We start from the raw sequence: 18,231 nt of genomic DNA on the forward strand, positions 1-18,231 counted from the left end.
GGCCCACGAGATGGACGCTTATCGCGTGGTGCGACCAAGCTGATCCACCACGGCCAGCCATAGTGCTATGGTCTCTGCTGACGAAGTCCTGTCGGCCGCTTCGGGACGCACGGCTGTATGTACCATCACCAGCTTGGTCCCAGGATCCACAAAGATCATCTGGCCGCGGATGCCGAGCAACACGAACCGGCGTTCGGCGCCGGGCAGTAGCCAGACCTGATAGCCATAGCCGTAGTACTTTGTGGCCACACCAGGTGCGAGATGGACGTCGGTTGAACTCACCGTCGTCGCATCAATCAGCCATTGGTGTGGAATGACCTCACGCCCATTCCACACGCCGTCATGCGCCAGCAGGCGTCCGAACCGGGCGTAGTCGCGCAACACGGCGTTAAAGCAGCAAAAGGTCACCTCCTGGCCGGTTCCGTCGATCGCCCATGAGGCATCGGCTTCGGTGCCGATCCGCTGCCATATCTTCTCTCTAAGGTAGTCTGCGACTGGAGCGCCGGTCACAGAGCGCAGGATGAGGCCAAGGATCTCGGTCTCGGAACTGGCGTAATGCCATCGCGTATCTGGCGGCGCCACGCGGGTATTGAACTGCGCGATGCTGACCACAGGGTCCTTGCCGGGCCGACCGAACAGATCGCGCCCGAGGCGCGCAATATCGTCCTGCCCGTCATACCGCTCTTCGAAGTTGACACCAGAGGACATGTGCAACAGCGCACGGATCGACGTCTTACCGTACTCAGTACCTGCAAGTCCGGGCACATAGGTCGCGGCGACGTCGTCGATCGATTTGATGACACCATCGGCCACAGCGATGCCGATCAGCATCGCAGTAATGGTCTTCGCCATCGACTGGGAGAGAAAGCGATCGTGGTCCGATCGCGCATATTGATAATGTTCGTACAAGATCGTGTCGTCCCTGGCGATCAGCAGTCCGGTCGTCGGCTGCCGGGCAAGATAATCCGCGATCGTGCGGCGCTCGCCGTCGAAGCTGTAGTAAATCTCGGGCTCGTTGGCGCGCTGAAACGACCAGGATGTGGCCGCACGTGCAACGATGCGCGCCGGCGTCAGTTCGTCGAAACGACTATAGGTCGCCACGAGATGCCGCATCTCTGCGCCGGTCGACAATGTGCCAAGGGGATATCCCTCGTCAGCGCCGTAAGCGGCCGCATCATGACCGGTGTTCGACAAGACCGGTCCGGCAGCGGCACGCTTGGTGGCTTCTTGCGCATTTGTGATGCCGAAGGTCGCGAGCACAACCATCGCGATGATCGAAACCCGCCCCGTTGCCCTGTTCATCGCCGCCTCCGCGTGTTGCGCTGCATTAGCGCAGCCCTTCCATCAAGAGCACGACTTACGAGATTGTCAAAATGCGACCAGCCGGAAAGGACCGCTTTTTCGCGTCGGTCCGGCGCTGGACGCATCAGCCCATGCTGCCCGGTATGAAACAGCGGACACGGGGGTGGCCGTCGATGTAGTGCTTCCAGACCATCGTCCGTCCGGCGAGGTTGGGTTGCGTGATGAGAGCGCCGTCTGGCACCAGAACCCATTCGCCATCGATGCGAACGCGATATCGCCCGCGATCGGACTCCCAATCCGGTTCGGAGACCACGTAAGCGTCGGAGTCCTCGCAACACTTCCCGAATTCGCTCTCCAGGCTCTCGAACCAGGGCTTTAGCGGGGAATTCGCGTAGCGGCCGTCGTCTCGCGCGAGCGCCGCGGTCGTGAGCAGCAGCAGCACACAGATCGGAGCAGTCGTCCGCCTCATCGCCAGCATGTCTTCGCCTCCGCGATCTGTCTCGGCTCAACGGAAGACTTCGAGGCCATAGAGTGGCCCTGAAGTGGTGTGCTCGATCTCGCATGCGCTCAGTCGGCGGTGCAAAGCTCCGCGCCAGTCGCGCCTGTTGGCAAGCTGGGCGGCGTTAAGCCAACGGTGGCTGGTTCTCGAATAGCGACCGTTGCCTGAGCCATTTTCATAGTCTTCGATCGCTGAGTGAGCACCGCAATCTGGTGAGGCGAAGCGGGCATACCGGCCAACACGAGCTTCGGTGTCGCTGAGCTCTCCTCGACATGGGCCGATCCCATCACCGCGACCTGGTGCGGGGAGATCGGAAAGCCCATGAGTTCGAAAGTCGGAAGGTTCAAGTTGCACGCGCCAGCCTTGTTGGTCCATGCGCCTCCGATGGCGGCGACGGCAATCGTGATTACAAATAGATTTTTCATGATGACATCCCTCCTGGATAGCAGAGATATTCGCACCACGATTTCCAAATCGACTTGGTTCAATTCGCCGGCCCTTCATGGGGCCGCGGACGCAGCATCTGATACGCCGTCATTCAGGGAAACGGCGGACTCCATGCGAGATCCTGGGAAATTTGCCCGACGTCGAACCAAACGGTATCGAGCAGCAGCCGGATGCTGTAATCTGCGGAAAGCAGTACGGACCCCTCGCCATGCGGAAGATGAGGATTCTTCGGCGCCGGCCGGTCATCGATCTCAAGTGGTCGCTATTGAGGCAAGTAGCGGCTGTGGCGCTACTCTGTTTTCTTGGCGGAGCGGCGATCTCCGTCTACCGAGCAGCAGAAGAGACGTTGAAGACCAATCAGGCTGTCGGCGATGCCCTTGGCAAATATCTGGAAGTACCGATTCTAGCCCAGCGCGAGCGGCGGACTCTCTTCGGAACACGCCTTGATCTGCAAAAGCGCTTTCGTTTCATGGATGGCTTTCTGGATCAGGCGATGAGCCCGGGTCAGTGCGTACAGTTCAAGGAAGTTGGGAAGGATGTCATCTCCAGCTGTCTGGGGTTTCAGACTCAGGTGGGCGCGGCACCGGCATGGTTTTCGGCCGTCTATCAGTGGGCGGTCGGCAGCCGTATGACTTACAGCCGTCCTGTCGCGCAGCAGGGTCCCGTACTTGGCACGGTCGTCGTCAGCTCGGACCCATCAGTCGTGACAGCGCGTGCCTGGTCCGATATCTCGCGAATGCTCGGCCTCTCCGCAGCGACGATCGGCGCACTTGGCATTCTGGTGTATTTCGTCGTCGAGCGCGCACTGCGGCCGACGAGAGATGTCGTTAGCGGCCTCAACAGGTTGGCTGCGGGTGATCTGAAGTGCCGTCTCCCGCCATTTCGACTTGCCGAGCTGCAAAGAATACGCGGCGTCTTCAACGATCTGGCGAACACTCTGGAAGTCGCGACCTCCGAGCGCGCCGAGCTTGCGCGACGTCTGGTGGAAGCCCGCGAGCAGGAAAGGCGTCACCTCGCACGGGTGCTTCATGACGAGCTGGCCCAGAGCCTCAGTGCCATGAGTGCGACGGCAGCCTCGATCAAGTTCACGGCCACGACTGACTGTCCATCTCTCGTTGCCGAAGCTCAGGCCCTGACGGAAACTGCTGGCAACATCATGAAGGGGCTTCGCAGGACCGTGCAGGAGTTGAGACTGCAGGAGATCGACGACGTCGGCCTGCTCACGAGCCTTGAAGGGCTAATCGGCGATCATAATCGCCGCGGTTGCGGGAAGACCCGATTCTCTCTCGAGACGCACGGCGACCTCGATGCGCTCCCCCCGGCGATCACCGTTCACGTCTTCTATATCGTTCAGGAGGGTCTCACAAACGCGGCGAAGCATGCGCAGGCGGCCAACGTGCGCGCCGTGGTGCGCATCGACCTTGCGCAAGTCGGTGCGCCAAGGTCCGACGCTGGCATAGTCGAGGCTACGGTTGAAGACGACGGTGCTGGATTAGCGCCTGAGATCAGGAGAGAGACTGGTTTTGGCCTCGGGCTGATCGGGATTCGCGAGAGAACGCTCGCGCTGGGCGGGCAGATGAAAGTCGTGTCGAGGCCCGAGAAGGGCCTCATCCTCAGTGCCATCATTCCTGTTGCGACTACCGAGGGTGCAGCATCATGACGCCGCGAAGCATCAGTGTCCTGCTCGTCGATGACCACGCGGTCGTGCGTGAGGGATACCGTCGGCTTCTCGAGAAGCATGAAGGCATTACCGTCGTCGCCGAGGCCGCCGATGCGGCGAGCGCCTATCAAGCCTACAAGAGCAGCAAGCCCGATGTCGTGGTGATGGACGTGTCGCTGCCAGGTCGCGGCGGTATCGATGCTATTCGCCAGATACGTCAGTGGGATCCAGCAGCGCGCCTGCTGGTTTTCACCATGCATTTGAGCGCGACATTCGCTCTCCAGGCCTTCAGGGCCGGTGCAAAGGGCTTTGTCACAAAGAGCAGCCCGCCCGAGTTGCTCGTCAGCGCAGTACGTGACGCGGCTGCCGGCCGTATGACAATCTGCCCCGAGGTCAGCGAAGCCCTGGCGAGAAGCCGCTTGCAGGACGATGCAAGCCTCATTGATACCTTGTCCCCACGTGAATTCGAGATCCTGCGCATGCTGCTCGCCGGCCGGTCGGCCGAGGAAATAGCCGCCGCATTCAATCTCAGTCCGAAAACCGTCTCGAATTACCACTACGCCATCAAATCGAAGCTCAGCGTCTCTTCCGATGTCGAGCTCGTGCTTTTTGGCCTGCGAGGCGGATTGATAACGCAAGTCGAGGAACGCGAGCACGAGGACAATTTCCGATCTGCCTAACCGCGGATGGCCGCTGTTTTAGACTCATGAGAGACGCCACGCAGGCGTCAGCGAATGATCCCTTTCCGGAAATCTCCAAACTGAAGAAACAGTGGCGCACTGAGGCTTAGCTATGCCCGTGCGGACCGCAGCCAGCGCGGCTACTCTTGCTGCACAGGCTCTCGATGTAATTGCACCGAGAACAATGTTACTATTGCACCGAGACATTATTCGGATCAATCTAGCGACACAAACTCGATTGCACGTTGCAATTGGCCTGCGGTCGCCCGGACGCGCCAATGACACGGCGATCGCGGAGACGAGCACATGGATCTGACGGTCACTACATTTCTCGTCGCGTTTGCCGGCGTGTTCCTGATCTGCTTCATGAAGGGCGCCTTCGGCGGCGGGTTCTCCATCGTGGGCATTCCGCTGTTGTCGTTCGTGATGGACCCGGTCACCGCCGGAGGCCTACTCGCACCGCTGTTCATCGCGATGGATTTGTTCGCGCTTCGCTACTGGAAACCTTCGACCTGGTCGAAGCCGGACCTTGCGCTTTTGCTACCCGGCCTCGTGACGGGCATCGGGCTCGGCTATCTGCTGTTCCGCGTGCTGGACCATCGTGCCGTCGCGATTGTGATGGCGGTCGTGACTTTGGTCTTTGTCGGCCTATGGCTTTTGAGTGCGTCGAAGGTGACTGGTCAACCTCGTTCGTCGCCGAAGGCGGTTGCTGCCGGTCTCGCCTCGGGTGTCACCACCATGGTCGCGCATTCCGGCGGTCCGCCGCTTGCGATGTATCTGCTGCCGCTCGGCCTCACCAAGGAAGTCTACGCCGGAACGACGAGCCTCTTCTTCACGGTTGGCAACGCAACCAAGGCAGTGCCGTGGCTGCTCCTGGTAAGGCCGAGCGGCAACGTCTGGATCGTGATGGCGGCATGCCTGCTCGCCATTCCCAGCGGCGTCTGGCTGGGCTGGCGCCTCCACGGCAAGCTGGACCAGCAGCAAATTTACCGGGCCTGCTACGGATTGCTGCTCGTCACGGCATTGAAGCTGCTGTGGGACGGAGTGTCCGGCTATCTCGCGTAAATCGAGAGAGGACGTTCAACCCGGAATCATCGAGGTGGCCCGTTGTAGCCGCTTGCGGCCTCGACGTCCGGTTAGCCGGGATTTGGCGCAGTCGAAAATGACCGACCGCGGATCGTGGACGAGCAGCGTCAGGATCAGAGTGCAAAGACACTGGCGCCGACGCTACGTCCGATCTTCAGTTTCGTCATTGCCCTCGAGCTTCTTGCGCAGCGCCGTGACGAGGCGGTGGACCGTTTGCAGGTCCTTGACCGAAAGCCCTTCCGAGAGGTCGTTGATCCACGGGGCCTGCAAAGCCATCGCGGCCTCGAAAGTGCGCCTTCCCTTGTCAGTCAGGACCACAAGTTGTGCGCGCCGGTGATGCGGGTTGGCCTCGAATGCCAAAAGCCCTTCAGCGTGAAGATCGTTGACGATCCGCTGCACGTTTTGCCTGTTGGCACCGAGGTCGCGGGCGAGCCATGCGACCGGCTGCGCTCGCTCCGCGTGCACGATGGCGCCGAGGATCTGCCAACGGGCACTCGTGAGCCCGAGTGAGGCGACCAGGCGGTCACCTGCGGTCAGGACCAGGCTATTCAGCCGGAACAGGTCAAGCATGAGGTTGCTCAGGGCATCGCCAGCAGGCGTTCGTCGGGATCTCAACATCCGTCACCATAAATCTTTATTGACATCATAATGCCAAATTAGCACTCTAAGTACAATACCGCATCATGCGACCACAGAACGGAGACCTTTCATGTCGCACCTGCGCACACTGGATCCCGCGTTTCCGATTGAACGTCAGCTCGGCATCGATACCAGCCCTGTCGTGCTCGTGAATCTGTTCACGCTCGACAAAGCCGATGAGGAAACATTCCTCCAGGTCTGGCAAGACGATGCTGCCTTCATGAAGCGGCAGCCGGGTTTCATCGCCACCCAGCTTCATCGCGCGATCGGTGAAAGCCCGACCTATCTGAACTACGCCGTCTGGGAATCGACCGCCCACTTCCGGGCTGCCTTCACGCATCCCGAGTTCCGATCCAAGATCTCGGCCTATCCCTCTTCCGCCGTAGCTTCTCCGCACCTGTTCCAGAAGGTCGCGGTGCCCGGCATCTGCGTCGCGTAGCTCGCCCGGCAAACGCCTGAAGGCCCACGACCCCTTGATTCAAGAACGGCTGAGGAGTCGCACTGCGAAGCTCCTCCAAAGAAGAGAAGTATGTGTCGGGAACTGCCCCGCCCGTTCGTCCTCTGGCCACAAAGTGCAGGAACCGGAAACTTGTCGTCGGCTTCACGCAATTGCACGGAGACTTCCCGTGATCCCTGTCATTACCGCCTTCGAAAGGTCACCCGACCGCGGCAGAGGACAAGCACGCGACATGCGTGTTCGGTGGGCGCTCGAAGAAGTGGGCCAACCTTACGACGTTCGTCTCGTCTCGTTCAGCGAGATGAAGGAGACCGTGCATCGTGCGCTTCATCCGTTCGGGCAGATTCCAACCTACGAAGAAGGCGGTCTTGCCCTGTTCGAGTCGGGGGCGATCGTGCTCCATATCGCGGAGCGCCATGGTGGACTGCTGCCAGACGATGCGCATGGCCGAGCGCGCGCGATCACATGGATGTTTGCCGCGCTTAACACGCTGGAGCCGCCGATCGTTGATCGGGCAATTACCATACTCGTGGAGCGCGGCGAGACCTGGTACGAGCAGCGCTTGCCTATCGTCGAGGATCGCATCCGTGTCCGGCTTGCCGAACTTTCCGGTCGCCTGGGGAATTCCGATTGGCTCGATGGTGCATTCAGCGCCGGCGACCTTCTGATGGTGACCGTGCTGCGCCGGTTGAATGGATCGGACATTCTGGACGAATATCCGAACCTCTCCGCCTATGTGGCCCGCGGCGAAGCGCGTCCGGCCTTCGGGCGTGCTTTCGATGCTCAATTGGCGGTGTTCAACGCCGCATCGACTGGCTGATGAGGCCGCTCAGGCTGCCTGCTTCTTCTTCGGCTTCGGCTTGGCCGCCTTCGGCATCGGCGCCGGCTCTGGGCTGCCCTCGATCGAAGACAGGCGGCCAGCGGTAAACGTGTAGATGCCGGCACGTGGACCGGTCGCCCAGGTGATCACGGCAACGCGCCTGCCGGCGGCATCATTGGAGAGATTGACGCCCGACGGCGCCCCGATGCCGCGCACCACATCGCATTCGGTGTGACCGAGCGCGACTGTGCCGCCCGGCTGCGCCGAAGGCGCGGTCGAGGCATTGGCGTCGGTGGGCGCACCCGCGGGCGCCATGCCCGGGCAAGCACCATCTGCGCTGACCAGATCCTCCGCCGTCACGGGCTTGTCGGGGGTCAGCGGCGGCGATTCGATCGAGATGTTCTTGATGAAGAGCCGGGCCGGCTTGTTGAACCACTCGGCATCCTTCGACAGCAGTTCCGAGCTGCTCGAGCAGGCCGCCATCAGCGGCGCAACGGCGCACAACGCCAACACAAGCGTCGAAGGAAGCTTTTGATGTCGCACGATAAACTCGAATCCCCGCGTTAAGGGCCAGCCCTAAACGATTGTCCCAACATCACTTTGCGGCACGACCGTGGCTAGAGGTCAGCATTACCCCAAAAGCCGCAAATTATCATTAATTTGACAGCCAACCGCTAATTGCGCCGCTGCCACCGGCCCCGCTCGTCAGCCTGCCAATAGGTGACATCAAATCCGCGCGTCTTGCAATCCGTCCAGGCGCTGCGCGCAAGCGCGAGCGCATCGGGATCGTCGCCATTGAACAGGAGCACCATGCGCTCATAGCGTTCCGAATCCTGAGGCAGCGCGGCGTTGTCGATCAGGAAGCGGACATTGGCGCCGTTGGGATTGCCCTCTTCGACCGCCAGCACGATCGGTTGCTCGGCGGCGTCGCCGACTCGCCATGTCGCGTGCGGCAGGAAGGAATCGTCGCGATAGGTCCATAAATGCGCGTCGAGCGCATCGGCGCGTTCCTCCGAGGTCGACTGCACCACGACGCGCCAGCCGCGCTCGAGTGATTTCTCGATCAGCGGCGGCAACACGTTCTCCACCGTCATGTTTTGCAGATGGTAGAAGAGCACTTCGGTCATTTGCGCTCATAGTGGTCGGCGACCAGACGGTCCAGGAGCCGCACCCCGTAGCCGGAGCCCCAGCTCTGGTTGATGTCGGTTTTCGGCGCGCCCATGGCGGTGCCGGCGATGTCGAGATGCGCCCAGGGCGTGCCGTCGACGAAGCGCTGCAGAAACTGCGCGGCGGTGATCGAGCCGCCGTGGCGACCGCCGGTATTCTTCATGTCGGCGAACTGTGAATCAATCAGCTTGTCGTATTCGGGCCCGAGCGGCATGCGCCAGACTTTTTCGCCGCTCTCGATGCCGGCCGTCAGGAGGCGTTCGGCGAGCTCGTCATTGTTGGAGAACATGCCGGCATGCTCGGTGCCGAGCGCGACCATGATCGCGCCGGTGAGCGTGGCGAGATCCACCATGAATTTCGGCTTCACTCTCTTGGCGACGTACCAGAGCACGTCGGCCAGCACGAGGCGTCCCTCGGCGTCCGTGTTGATGATCTCGATGGTCTGGCCCGACATCGAGGTGACGATGTCGCCGGGACGCTGCGCGTTGCCGTCGGGCATGTTCTCGACGAGACCGATGGCGCCGACCGCGTTGACCTTTGCCTTGCGCGCCGCGAGCGCGTGCATCAGGCCGACGACGCAGGCCGCTCCCCCCATGTCGCCCTTCATGTCCTCCATGCTGCCGGCCGGCTTGATCGAGATGCCGCCGGTGTCGAAGCAGACGCCCTTGCCGACGAAGGCGACCGGAGCCTCGCCCTTCTTCCCGCCGTCCCAGCGCATGATCACGGTGCGGCTCGGCCGCGCCGAGCCCTGTCCGACGCCGAGCAGCGCGCCCATGCCGAGCTTGTGCATCGCCTTGACGTCGAGCACCTCCACCTTGACGCCGAGCTTGCGGAGCTGGCTCGCACGCCGCGCGAACTCCTCCGGGAAGAGCACGTTCGGCGGCTCGTTGACAAGATCGCGCGCGATGATCACGCCGTCGACGACATGGCCCGCCGGCGTGAAGGCCTTTTTCGCAGCAGCCAGGTCAGCGACGGCGAACGCGACGTCGGCGCGCAAAGCACCGCCCTCCTCGCCGTCCTTCTTCTTCGTCTTGTAACGATCGAACTTATAGGCGCGCAGCCGGAGGCCCGAGGCGATCGCGACCGTCTGTTCCGCGGTCATGGAGCCGTCAGGCAGTTCGGCCATGATGGTCATGGCGCTCGCGCCAGCCTTCAGCTTGCCGGCCGTCACACCACCGAACTTCAGAAAATCGTTGAGCTTGAGGGCCGAAGCCTTGCCAGCGCCGATCACAATCAGGCGGTCGGCCTTCAGCCCCTCGGGAGCCAGGATGTCGAGCGCGGCGCCCGTCTTGCCCTTGAACTGGCTCGCCTCGGCGGCCCGCTTCACCAGGTCCGCTGCCGATCCGAGCGCCTTGGCGGTTGCTGGGCCGAATCGCAGGCCGTCGTCGCAAAATGCCACCAGCGTGCCGCGCGGGGCGGCGGAAAACGGAACGAAGCCGACCTTGACGGCGTCGGACATGGATAACTCCTCCAAAAGACGGGACTTTTGCCGCTCCTCAGGCACCCCCTGAGAGTACCGGCTGAACCGCGATTCACTGATCCGGCACGCACTATGACCCGTCCGCACCGCGCATGCCAAGCGCCGGCCGTGGCCGGCGGGCCACAAGAAGGAAATATTAACCATATGATGAGGGTGCCACGGGGCAGCCATTTTGTTGACGGATCAAAGGGATGGTAGTGAGAGTGTGAACTGGTGAAAGACGTGGCAGAACGACCCTTGGGGACCCCTTTCGGGATGGGTCGGGACGTCCGGAGTTTGGGACCCAGAAGGGGCCTGGTGGGGATCGTGCGGTAGCGCATGGGGTCGATCGACAGGTATATTTTCCGCACGACGCTGGCGTCGTTTGCGCTGGTCCTGGTCAGCCTCACCGGCGTGATCTGGATTACGCAGGCGTTGCGCGGCATCGACCTGATGACGAGTCAGGGCCAGACCATCCTGACCTTCCTCGGCATCACCAGCCTGGTGATTCCGGCGCTGGTGCTGATCATCTCGCCGATCGCGCTGATGATCGCGATCTCGCACACGCTGAACAAGCTCGCGACCGATTCCGAGATCATCGTGATGAATGCTGCCGGCTTCTCACCGTTCCGGCTGTTCTATCCGTTCTTCTACGCCACCTGCGTGGTGGCTCTGCTGGTCGCCTTCATCGCCGCCTATCTCGCCCCCGACGGCATGCGGCGGATCAAGCAATGGGACGCCGAGATCACCGCCGACGTCCTCACCAACATTCTCCAGCCCGGCCGCTTCGCTCAGCTCGACCAGAACCTCACGATCCGGATTCGCGAGCGCCAGCCCGGCGGCATCATGGCCGGCATCTTCATTGACGACCGCCGCGATCCGAAGGAGCGCAACTCGATCGTCGCCGAGCGCGGCACGGTGGTGAAGAGCGGCGGCGAAACCATCTTGGTGCTGGAGGACGGCAACCTGCAACGCTTCGAGGCCGGCAAGCGCGATCCCGCGCTCGTCACCTTCGCCCGCCACGGCTTCGACATGTCGAAATTCTCCAACCAGGGGCGCGACGTCACGCTCGGGATTCGCGAACGCTATCTCTGGGAGCTGTTGTCCCCGCCCGAGGACGACCCCGTCTACATGGCGGTGCCCGGCCAATTCCGCTCGGAGCTGCATGACCGCATCATGGCGCCGATGTACCCCTTCGCCTTTGCGGCGCTGACATTCGCCTTCCTCGGCGCGCCGCGCACCACCCGTCAGAGCCGCAACTTCTCGATCGGCAGCTCGATCCTCGCCGTGTTCGGCCTGCGCATGGCTGGCTTTGCCTGCTCGGTGATGGCGGTGAAGTCGCCGGTAGCGCCCCTCGTGCAATATGCCATGCTGGCGGCCGCCATCGGCCTCGGCCTGTGGATGATCGTCGGCGGCGTGGTGGTCGAAGCGCCGCCTGCGCTGCTGGAAGCCATCAACAGATCCAATGCGCGTATTGCGCGGCTATTCCGACGTCCGGTCGCCGCATGAGCATGCTCACCAACACCCTCGGACGCTATTTCGCCGGCCGCTTCGTCGTCGCGGCGCTCGGCGTGTTCGCGAGCATTTTCCTGCTGCTGGTGCTGGTCGACTATATCGAAATGGTGCGCAAGACCTCTGGCCTTGCGTCCGCCTCCGCGATCATGGTGGCCGAGACCTCGCTGTTTCGCGTACCGCAGCTTCTGGAGAAGCTGACGCCATTCTGCATGCTGATCGGCGCCATGACCTGCTACCTCGCCCTGTCCCGCCGGCTCGAGCTCGTCGTAGCACGCGCCGCGGGCATTTCCGCCTGGCAGTTCATCTCCCCCGCCCTCGGCAGCGCGCTGCTGATCGGTGTGATCGCGACGGTTGCCTACAATCCGATGTCGGCGAACCTGCGCGAGCTTTCCAAGCGTATGGAAGCGGAGCTGTTTGGCTCGGCCCCTGGCGGCGGCATCCAGGACGCCTCCGGCTTCTGGCTCAACCAGGTCACCAGCGAAGGCCAGGTCATCATCAACGCAGCGCGCAGCGAACAGCAAGGCATCCGGCTGACCGGTCTGACGCTGTTCCGTTTTGATACGGAGTATCACTTCAAGGAGCGCATCGAAGCGCGCGAGGCAACGCTCGAGGATGGCCGCTGGGTGTTCAGGACCGTGCGCCGTTTCTCCCTGGATGCGCCCCCCATCGACCAGGACCGGTTGGAGATTCCCACGACGCTGACCGAAGCGCAGGTTCGCAACAGCTTTTCCACACCCGAAACTGTGTCCTTTTGGCAACTACCGAGTTACATCCGTTCGTCGGAAAGCTCGGGCTTCGCGACAGCCGGATATCGACTCCAGTACCATAAGCTTCTGGCGCAGCCGTTTCTGCTTGCAGCAATGGTGATGCTGGCGGCTTCCGTATCGTTGCGCTTCTTCCGGATGGGCGGCGTGCAGAAGATGGTTTTGAGTGGCGTGGGCGCAGGCTTTCTGCTCTACGTGCTGTCCAAAGTTACTGAGGATTTGAGCAAGGCTGAGTTGATGCATCCGATCGCTGCGGCGTGGCTGCCCGTTGTGGTGGGCGGCCTCACCGGCTTTTTGGCCTTGCTTTATCAGGAGGACGGATAGTGACTGCCGTCCGCCGAGGGCATGTGTCTCGTGTCGCGCGACGCACCGTGGTGCGCGCGAACGCATTCGGCTTGCCTGCCCGCAGCCTCCTGATCGCCTTCATTGCCGCGCTCGCGCTGGGTGGATTGCTCGATCTTGCAGCGACCGTGCCCGCGGCCGCGCAGAGCTTCAACTACAACCAGCTGCCGCCACGTCCGAAGCCGCCGAAGGCCGCCAACGACAACCAGATGCTCGTGCAGGCGACCGAGGTCGATTACGACTACAACAATTCGCGCGTCTCGGCGGTCGGCAACGTCCAGCTGTTCTACAACGGCACCAGCGTCGAGGCCGACAAGGTCATCTACGACCAGAAGACCAAGCGCCTTCATGCCGAAGGCAACATCCGCATGACGGATGCCGACGGCAAGATCACCTATGCCGAGATCATGGATCTGTCGGACGACTACCGCGACGGCTTCGTCGATTCGTTGCGTGTGGACACCGCCGACCAGACCCGCATGGCCGCGAGCCGCGCCGACCGCTCCAGCGGCAACTACACCGTGTTCGAGAACGGCGTCTACACCGCCTGTGCGCCGTGCAAGGACGATCCGAAGAAGCCGCCGCTGTGGCAGGTCAAGGGTGCCCGCATCATCCACGACCAGCAGGAGAAAATGCTGTACTTCGAGACGGCGCAGCTCGAATTCTTCGGCGTGCCGCTCGCCTACATGCCGTACTTCTCGACGCCCGACCCGACGGTGAAGCGCAAGACCGGCTTCCTGATGCCGGGCTTCACCTCCTACACCGCGTTCGGCTACGGCCTGGAGATCCCGTTCTACTGGGCGATCGCGCCCGACATGGATGCGACCTTCAGCCCGCGCGTCACCTCCAAGCAGGGCGTGCTGTTCCAGGCCGAATTCCGCCAGCGCCTGATCGACGGCGCCTACCAGATCCGCGTTTACGGCATCGATCAGCTCAACCCCAGCAATTTCGCCGGCCAGCCGGGTGACCGCCAGTTCCGCGGCGGCGTCGAGACCAAGGGCCAGTTCGCGCTGAACGACAAATGGGTCTGGGGCTGGGACGGCGTCCTGCTCTCCGACTACTACTTCATGTCGGACTACCGGCTGGCGCAGTACCGCGATCCCTTCTCCTCGTTCCTGAGCCTGCCGACGGAAGCGATCTCCCAGCTCTATCTGACGGGTGTCGGCAATCGCAGCTACTTCGACGCGCGCACGATGTATTTCCTGAGCTTCTCGGGCAACCAGGGCCAGGTGCCAGTCGTCTACCCCGTGATCGACTACTCGAATGTGCTCAACTATCCGATCTTCGGCGGTGAGGTCTCCTACAAGACCAATTTCATCAACCTGACGCGTAACGACGCCGTGTTCGATCCGATCACCACGGTCGCCAACACCAACGGCCTCTGCACCTCGACCTCGGCCGATACCGCCGCGCGCACGCCTTCGCAATGTCTGTTGCGCGGCTTCCCCGGCACCTACACGCGCCTGACTGCTGAAGCGCAGTGGCGGAAGTCCTTCACCGATCCCTTCGGTGAGATCTGGACCCCGTTCGCCATCCTGCGCGCGGATGCGATCAACTCCTCGGTCTCGAATCAGCCGGGCGTGTCGAACTACCTGCCGGTTGGCGACACCCAGGCGCTCCGCCTGATGCCGACGGTCGGCCTCGAGTACCGCTATCCCTTCATCAACGTTCAGCCGTGGGGCTCGACGGTTGTCGAGCCGATCGCGCAGGTCATCATCCGGCCGAACGAGACCTATGCCGGCAAGCTCCCCAACGAGGACGCGCAGAGCATGGTGTTCGATGCGAGCAATTTGTTCAGCGTCGACAAGTTCTCGGGCTACGATCGCGTCGAGGGCGGCGGCCGCGCCAATGTCGGCGTGCAGGCCACCACCCAGTTCGACAGGGGCGGCGCCGTCAAGGTGCTGTTCGGGCAGTCCTACCAGCTGTTCGGCATGAACTCCTTCGCTGTCCAGGATTCCACCAATACCGGTCTGGATTCAGGTCTCGACAAGCCGCGATCCGACTATGTCGCGAGCGTCGGCTATTCGCCGAACCGGACCTACACGTTCAGCGTCCGCGGCCGGTTCGACGAGCAGACCTGGAACGTGCAGCGCTTCGAGGCTGAGGGCCGCGCCAATTTCGACCGCTGGTCGGTCAGCATGATCTACGGCAACTACGCGCCGCAGCCGGAACTGGGTTACCTGACCCGCCGCGAGGGCATCCTCACCTCCGCCTCGGTGAAGGTCGCAGCCAATTGGGTGGTCCAGGGCTCGGCGCGCTGGGACCTCGAGGCCAACAAGCTCAATCAATACGTGGTCGGCGCCGGCTATGTCGACGATTGCTTCGTGCTGGCGGCTAACTATGTAACGTCCTATAGCTACTCGGCGGGCAGCACCCCGCCTGTTCTGAGCCACGCGTTCATGTTCCAGATCGGCCTGCGAACGCTGGCGAACTCCTCGGGAACCAGCAGCTCCGCCGGCTTGCAGTAGACAGATTTGACGCTGCGGGGCTTGTTCGGATCGCAAGTATGCGAGCGACGACATCCATGACGATCACTTTGCGAGTTCATCGCCTTCTCATCGCACTCGGCACGTCCCTGCTACTGATCGGCGGCGCGGCCCCGTCGCGGGCGCAGACCGTCGTCGTCATGGTCAATGGCGAGCCCATCACCGATTTCGACGTCGAACAGCGCAGCAAGCTCGACCTGCTGACGACCCAGAAGACACCGAGCCGGCAGGAAGTCCTCAACGAGCTGATCGACGAGAAGGTGAAGATCAAGGAAGGCAAGAAATACGGCGTCGAGCCTACCAGCTCCGATATCGACCAGTCCTTCTCCGGCATGGCGCAGCGCATGCGCATCACGACGGACCAGCTCGCGAAATCACTCGAGGTGAAGGGCGTGCGGCCGGAAACGTTGAAGAACCGCATGCGTGCCGAAATGGTCTGGACCAGCCTCGTTCGCGGTCGCTTCAAGGAACAGCTGCAGGTCGGCGAGCGCGACGTCGCGGCCGCCGTGCAGGCCCAGAATGGCGAAAAGCTGCAGGTCGAGGGTTTCGAATACAAGATGCAGCCGATCGTCCTCATCGTGCCGCGCGGCTCGTCGCAGGCAGCGACCGAGGCACGGCACAAGGAAGCCGAAATGTACCGCAGCCGGATCACGAGCTGCGATGAAGCCAATTCGCTGTTCCGCTCGACGCCCAACGCGGCGATCCGCGACAGCGTCACCAAGACCACCGCTGATCTCCCCGAGGCGCTTCGCAAGGTGCTCGACGACACGCCGGTTGGCCACCTCACCCCGCCGGAGACCACCAAGCAGGGGATCGAAATGGTCGTGCTGTGCGCGCGCAATCCGACCATGATCGACACGCCGAAGCGGCGCGAGGTCCGCGAGAAGATGTACGTCGAGAAGTACGAGAAGACCTCGAAGCGTTATCTGGCAGAAATCCGCAAAGCGGCGATGATCGAATATCGTTGATGGCAAGGCCCCTCGCACTGACCCTGGGCGAGCCTGCCGGCATCGGCCCCGACATCACGATCGCGACCTGGCTGCGCCGCAACGAGCTCGGGCTCCCCGCGTTCTACCTGCTCGGCGATGACGCGCTGATCGCGCGCCGCGCCAAGGCACTCGGCATCGATATCAAGATCGCGCGTGTTCGAGCCGAGGAGGCGGTCGCCGCCTTCCCCGACGCGCTGCCGGTGGCTGTTACCGGAGAGATCGCAACGGCCGAGCCGGGCCGGCCCGATGAGGGCAGCGCGCCCGCAGCGCTCGCCTCCATTCGCCAGGCCGTTGCCGACGTCCGCGCAGGCCGCGCCGGCGCCATCGTCACCAACCCGATCGCCAAGAGCGTGCTCTACCGCGCGGGTTTCCGCCATCCCGGTCACACCGAATTTCTCGCCGAGCTCGCCGAACAGGACGGACGCGTGCCGCAGCCGGTGATGATGCTGTGGTCGCCGCGACTTGCGGTGGTGCCGGTGACCATTCATCTTTCGCTGCGCGATGCGCTGGCGCAGCTCTCGCCCGAGCTCATCGTCTCGACAGTGCGCATCGTCGCGGCCGAGCTGAAATCCCGTTTCGGCATCAGCCGGCCGCGCATCGCGATCTCCGGTCTCAATCCGCATGCCGGCGAGGACGGCTCGCTCGGCCACGAGGAGCAGACCATCGTCACGCCGGCGATCAAGATCTTGCGCAACGACGGCATCGAGGCCAGAGGCCCCCTGCCCGCCGACACCATGTTCCACGACGCCGCGCGAGAAACCTACGACTGCGCGGTCTGCATGTATCACGACCAGGCGCTGATCCCGATCAAAACGCTCGCCTTCGACGACGCGGTCAACGTCACGCTCGGCCTGCCCTTCATCCGGACATCACCGGATCATGGCACGGCGTTCGATATCGCAGGCACCGGCAAGGCCAATCCAGCAAGCCTGATCGCGGCGCTGCAGCTCGCAAGCCGCATGGCCGCGCAACCGGCATGAGCGCGATCGACGACCTCCCGCCGCTTCGCGAGGTCATTCGACAGCATTCGCTATCGGCCCGCAAGTCGCTGGGCCAGAACTTCCTCCTCGACCTCAACCTGACGGCGCGCATCGCGCGTGCCGCCGCGCCGCTCGAGACTTCGACGATCGTCGAGATCGGTCCGGGCCCCGGCGGATTGACCCGTGCCCTGCTCGCGCTTGGTGCTGCGCGCGTCATCGCGATCGAGCATGACGAGCGCGCGATCCCTGCCTTGCAGGATATTTCAGCGCGCTATCCGGGGCGGCTCGAGATCGTGCATGGCGATGCCATGACCTTCGATCCGAGGCCGCTGCTCGCGGGTCACGCAGCAAAGATCGTCGCCAACCTGCCCTACAACATAGCTACCCAGCTCCTGATCGGATGGCTTACCAGCGAGCCATGGCCGCCGTGGTACGAGATGATGGTGCTGATGTTCCAGCGCGAAGTCGCCGAGCGGATCGTGGCGCGCGAGAACGAAGAGGCCTATGGCCGGCTCGGCGTGCTCGCCAACTGGCGTACCGAGACCAAGATCCTGTTCGACATCTCGCCTTCCGCCTTCGTGCCACCGCCGAAGGTCACCTCCTCCGTCGTGCGCCTCGTGCCGCGCGTGGCGCCTCTGCCTTGCGACCGACGGCTGCTCGAACAGGTCGCCGCCGCCGCCTTCGGCCAGCGCCGCAAGATGCTGCGCCAGAGCCTGAAATCAATTCAGGCCGATCCGGCACGCCTCGCCTCGGCCGCCGGCGTCGATGCGACGCGGCGCGCCGAGACCATTCCGGTCGCGGGCTTTGTTGCCATGGCGCGTGAATTGGCCGATATACGAAGCCAAACCTAAAGCACGATCCGATGATCGCGCTTTAGAGCATGATCCGGAAAAGTGTGAAGCGGTTTTCCGAAAGATCATGCTCAAACAACAACCCGAA

Annotated in this window: 18 protein-coding genes; 11 read left to right on the forward strand and 7 right to left on the reverse strand. The window is 62.8% G+C overall.

Going from position 1 to position 18,231, the window contains the following annotated elements:
• Positions 1–18 precede the first annotated feature (18 nt).
• The 3 genes from SO139_RS05870 to SO139_RS05880 all read right to left on the reverse strand — a co-directional run bounded on the left by SO139_RS05870 (position 19) and on the right by SO139_RS05880 (position 2,226).
• Entirely contained in the window at positions 19–1,266 is a 1,248-nt protein-coding gene (locus tag SO139_RS05870) for a serine hydrolase domain-containing protein (protein WP_449378543.1), read from the reverse strand.
• Between the two features lie 160 nt (positions 1,267–1,426).
• On the reverse strand, positions 1,427–1,780 hold the full coding sequence (locus SO139_RS05875; protein WP_449378544.1) for a hypothetical protein: 354 nt from the start codon (positions 1,778–1,780) through the stop codon (positions 1,427–1,429).
• Positions 1,781–1,869: 89 nt separating this feature from the next.
• Positions 1,870–2,226 (reverse strand): hypothetical protein, encoded by a 357-nt coding sequence (locus SO139_RS05880; protein ID WP_449378545.1) that lies wholly within the window; start codon positions 2,224–2,226, stop codon positions 1,870–1,872.
• 152 nt (positions 2,227–2,378) lie between these two features.
• Here SO139_RS05880 and SO139_RS05885 point away from each other — a divergent pair, with 152 nt between their 5' ends.
• The 3 genes from SO139_RS05885 (at position 2,379) to SO139_RS05895 (ending at position 5,653) form a co-directional block, all read left to right on the forward strand.
• Positions 2,379–3,908, forward strand: a complete 1,530-nt coding sequence (locus tag SO139_RS05885; protein ID WP_449378546.1) for a HAMP domain-containing sensor histidine kinase — start codon at positions 2,379–2,381, stop codon at positions 3,906–3,908.
• On the forward strand, positions 3,905–4,588 hold the full coding sequence (locus SO139_RS05890) for a response regulator (RefSeq protein ID WP_449378547.1): 684 nt from the start codon (positions 3,905–3,907) through the stop codon (positions 4,586–4,588). Before SO139_RS05885 ends, SO139_RS05890 begins: the two co-directional genes overlap by 4 nt.
• A 306-nt stretch (positions 4,589–4,894) precedes the next feature.
• A complete protein-coding gene (locus tag SO139_RS05895; protein ID WP_449378548.1) occupies positions 4,895–5,653 on the forward strand; it encodes a sulfite exporter TauE/SafE family protein in 759 nt (252 codons plus the stop codon).
• 162 nt (positions 5,654–5,815) lie between these two features.
• Here SO139_RS05895 and SO139_RS05900 read toward each other — a convergent pair whose 3' ends face one another.
• Positions 5,816–6,292, reverse strand: a complete 477-nt coding sequence (locus SO139_RS05900) for a MarR family winged helix-turn-helix transcriptional regulator (protein WP_449378549.1) — start codon at positions 6,290–6,292, stop codon at positions 5,816–5,818.
• A 91-nt stretch (positions 6,293–6,383) separates the two neighbouring features.
• Here SO139_RS05900 and SO139_RS05905 point away from each other — a divergent pair, with 91 nt between their 5' ends.
• Together SO139_RS05905 and SO139_RS05910 are read left to right on the forward strand one after the other, a co-directional pair.
• Positions 6,384–6,752: an antibiotic biosynthesis monooxygenase family protein gene (locus SO139_RS05905; RefSeq protein WP_449378550.1), complete on the forward strand. Its 369-nt coding sequence runs from the start codon at positions 6,384–6,386 to the stop codon at positions 6,750–6,752.
• Between the two features lie 187 nt (positions 6,753–6,939).
• The gene (locus SO139_RS05910) at positions 6,940–7,590 is read left to right on the forward strand and encodes a glutathione S-transferase family protein (RefSeq protein ID WP_449378551.1); all 651 of its coding nucleotides are present in this window, start codon (positions 6,940–6,942) and stop codon (positions 7,588–7,590) included.
• Between the two features lie 9 nt (positions 7,591–7,599).
• Here SO139_RS05910 and SO139_RS05915 read toward each other — a convergent pair whose 3' ends face one another.
• The 3 genes from SO139_RS05915 to SO139_RS05925 all read right to left on the reverse strand — a co-directional run bounded on the left by SO139_RS05915 (position 7,600) and on the right by SO139_RS05925 (position 10,216).
• On the reverse strand, positions 7,600–8,094 hold the full coding sequence (locus SO139_RS05915; protein ID WP_449378629.1) for a hypothetical protein: 495 nt from the start codon (positions 8,092–8,094) through the stop codon (positions 7,600–7,602).
• A 170-nt stretch (positions 8,095–8,264) separates the two neighbouring features.
• A complete protein-coding gene (locus SO139_RS05920; protein ID WP_449378552.1) occupies positions 8,265–8,717 on the reverse strand; it encodes a DNA polymerase III subunit chi in 453 nt (150 codons plus the stop codon).
• Positions 8,714–10,216 carry a leucyl aminopeptidase gene (locus tag SO139_RS05925; RefSeq protein ID WP_498539771.1) on the reverse strand — a complete coding sequence of 501 codons (1,503 nt, stop codon included), beginning with the start codon at positions 10,214–10,216 and terminating at the stop codon, positions 8,714–8,716. Before SO139_RS05925 ends, SO139_RS05920 begins: the two co-directional genes overlap by 4 nt.
• 339 nt (positions 10,217–10,555) lie before the next feature.
• Here SO139_RS05925 and lptF point away from each other — a divergent pair, with 339 nt between their 5' ends.
• Genes lptF through rsmA form a run of 6 tightly spaced genes read left to right on the forward strand, consistent with a single transcriptional unit; the run spans position 10,556 to position 18,143 of the window.
• A complete protein-coding gene (gene lptF, locus SO139_RS05930; protein WP_449378554.1) occupies positions 10,556–11,725 on the forward strand; it encodes an LPS export ABC transporter permease LptF in 1,170 nt (389 codons plus the stop codon).
• Complete coding sequence (lptG, locus tag SO139_RS05935; RefSeq protein ID WP_449378630.1) at positions 11,722–12,819, forward strand: LPS export ABC transporter permease LptG; 1,098 nt, start codon at positions 11,722–11,724, stop codon at positions 12,817–12,819. The genes lptF and lptG overlap by 4 nt, the downstream gene beginning before the upstream one ends.
• Positions 12,819–15,305: an LPS-assembly protein LptD gene (locus SO139_RS05940; RefSeq protein ID WP_449378555.1), complete on the forward strand. Its 2,487-nt coding sequence runs from the start codon at positions 12,819–12,821 to the stop codon at positions 15,303–15,305. Before lptG ends, SO139_RS05940 begins: the two co-directional genes overlap by 1 nt.
• Before the next feature lie 56 nt (positions 15,306–15,361).
• Entirely contained in the window at positions 15,362–16,291 is a 930-nt protein-coding gene (locus SO139_RS05945) for a SurA N-terminal domain-containing protein (protein WP_449378556.1), read from the forward strand.
• Positions 16,291–17,292: a 4-hydroxythreonine-4-phosphate dehydrogenase PdxA gene (pdxA, locus tag SO139_RS05950; RefSeq protein ID WP_449378557.1), complete on the forward strand. Its 1,002-nt coding sequence runs from the start codon at positions 16,291–16,293 to the stop codon at positions 17,290–17,292. Before SO139_RS05945 ends, pdxA begins: the two co-directional genes overlap by 1 nt.
• Positions 17,289–18,143 carry a 16S rRNA (adenine(1518)-N(6)/adenine(1519)-N(6))-dimethyltransferase RsmA gene (gene rsmA, locus SO139_RS05955; protein WP_449378558.1) on the forward strand — a complete coding sequence of 285 codons (855 nt, stop codon included), beginning with the start codon at positions 17,289–17,291 and terminating at the stop codon, positions 18,141–18,143. The genes pdxA and rsmA overlap by 4 nt, the downstream gene beginning before the upstream one ends.
• Positions 18,144–18,231 lie beyond the last annotated feature (88 nt).

The organism is Bradyrhizobium sp. UFLA05-89 (assembly GCF_059803475.1).

Coding starts and splice junctions, on each gene's coding strand:
- SO139_RS05870 (WP_449378543.1), bottom strand. CDS start 1,266: ATGGTTGTGCTCGCGACCTTCGGCATCACAAATGCGCAAGAAGCCACC.
- SO139_RS05875 (WP_449378544.1), bottom strand. CDS start 1,780: ATGCTGGCGATGAGGCGGACGACTGCTCCGATCTGTGTGCTGCTGCTG.
- SO139_RS05880 (WP_449378545.1), bottom strand. CDS start 2,226: ATGAAAAATCTATTTGTAATCACGATTGCCGTCGCCGCCATCGGAGGC.
- SO139_RS05890 (WP_449378547.1), top strand. CDS start 3,905: ATGACGCCGCGAAGCATCAGTGTCCTGCTCGTCGATGACCACGCGGTC.
- SO139_RS05895 (WP_449378548.1), top strand. CDS start 4,895: ATGGATCTGACGGTCACTACATTTCTCGTCGCGTTTGCCGGCGTGTTC.
- SO139_RS05900 (WP_449378549.1), bottom strand. CDS start 6,292: ATGTTGAGATCCCGACGAACGCCTGCTGGCGATGCCCTGAGCAACCTC.
- SO139_RS05905 (WP_449378550.1), top strand. CDS start 6,384: ATGTCGCACCTGCGCACACTGGATCCCGCGTTTCCGATTGAACGTCAG.
- SO139_RS05920 (WP_449378552.1), bottom strand. CDS start 8,717: ATGACCGAAGTGCTCTTCTACCATCTGCAAAACATGACGGTGGAGAAC.
- SO139_RS05925 (WP_498539771.1), bottom strand. CDS start 10,216: ATGTCCGACGCCGTCAAGGTCGGCTTCGTTCCGTTTTCCGCCGCCCCG.
- lptF (WP_449378554.1), top strand. CDS start 10,556: ATGGGGTCGATCGACAGGTATATTTTCCGCACGACGCTGGCGTCGTTT.
- lptG (WP_449378630.1), top strand. CDS start 11,722: ATGAGCATGCTCACCAACACCCTCGGACGCTATTTCGCCGGCCGCTTC.
- SO139_RS05945 (WP_449378556.1), top strand. CDS start 15,362: ATGACGATCACTTTGCGAGTTCATCGCCTTCTCATCGCACTCGGCACG.
- pdxA (WP_449378557.1), top strand. CDS start 16,291: ATGGCAAGGCCCCTCGCACTGACCCTGGGCGAGCCTGCCGGCATCGGC.
- rsmA (WP_449378558.1), top strand. CDS start 17,289: ATGAGCGCGATCGACGACCTCCCGCCGCTTCGCGAGGTCATTCGACAG.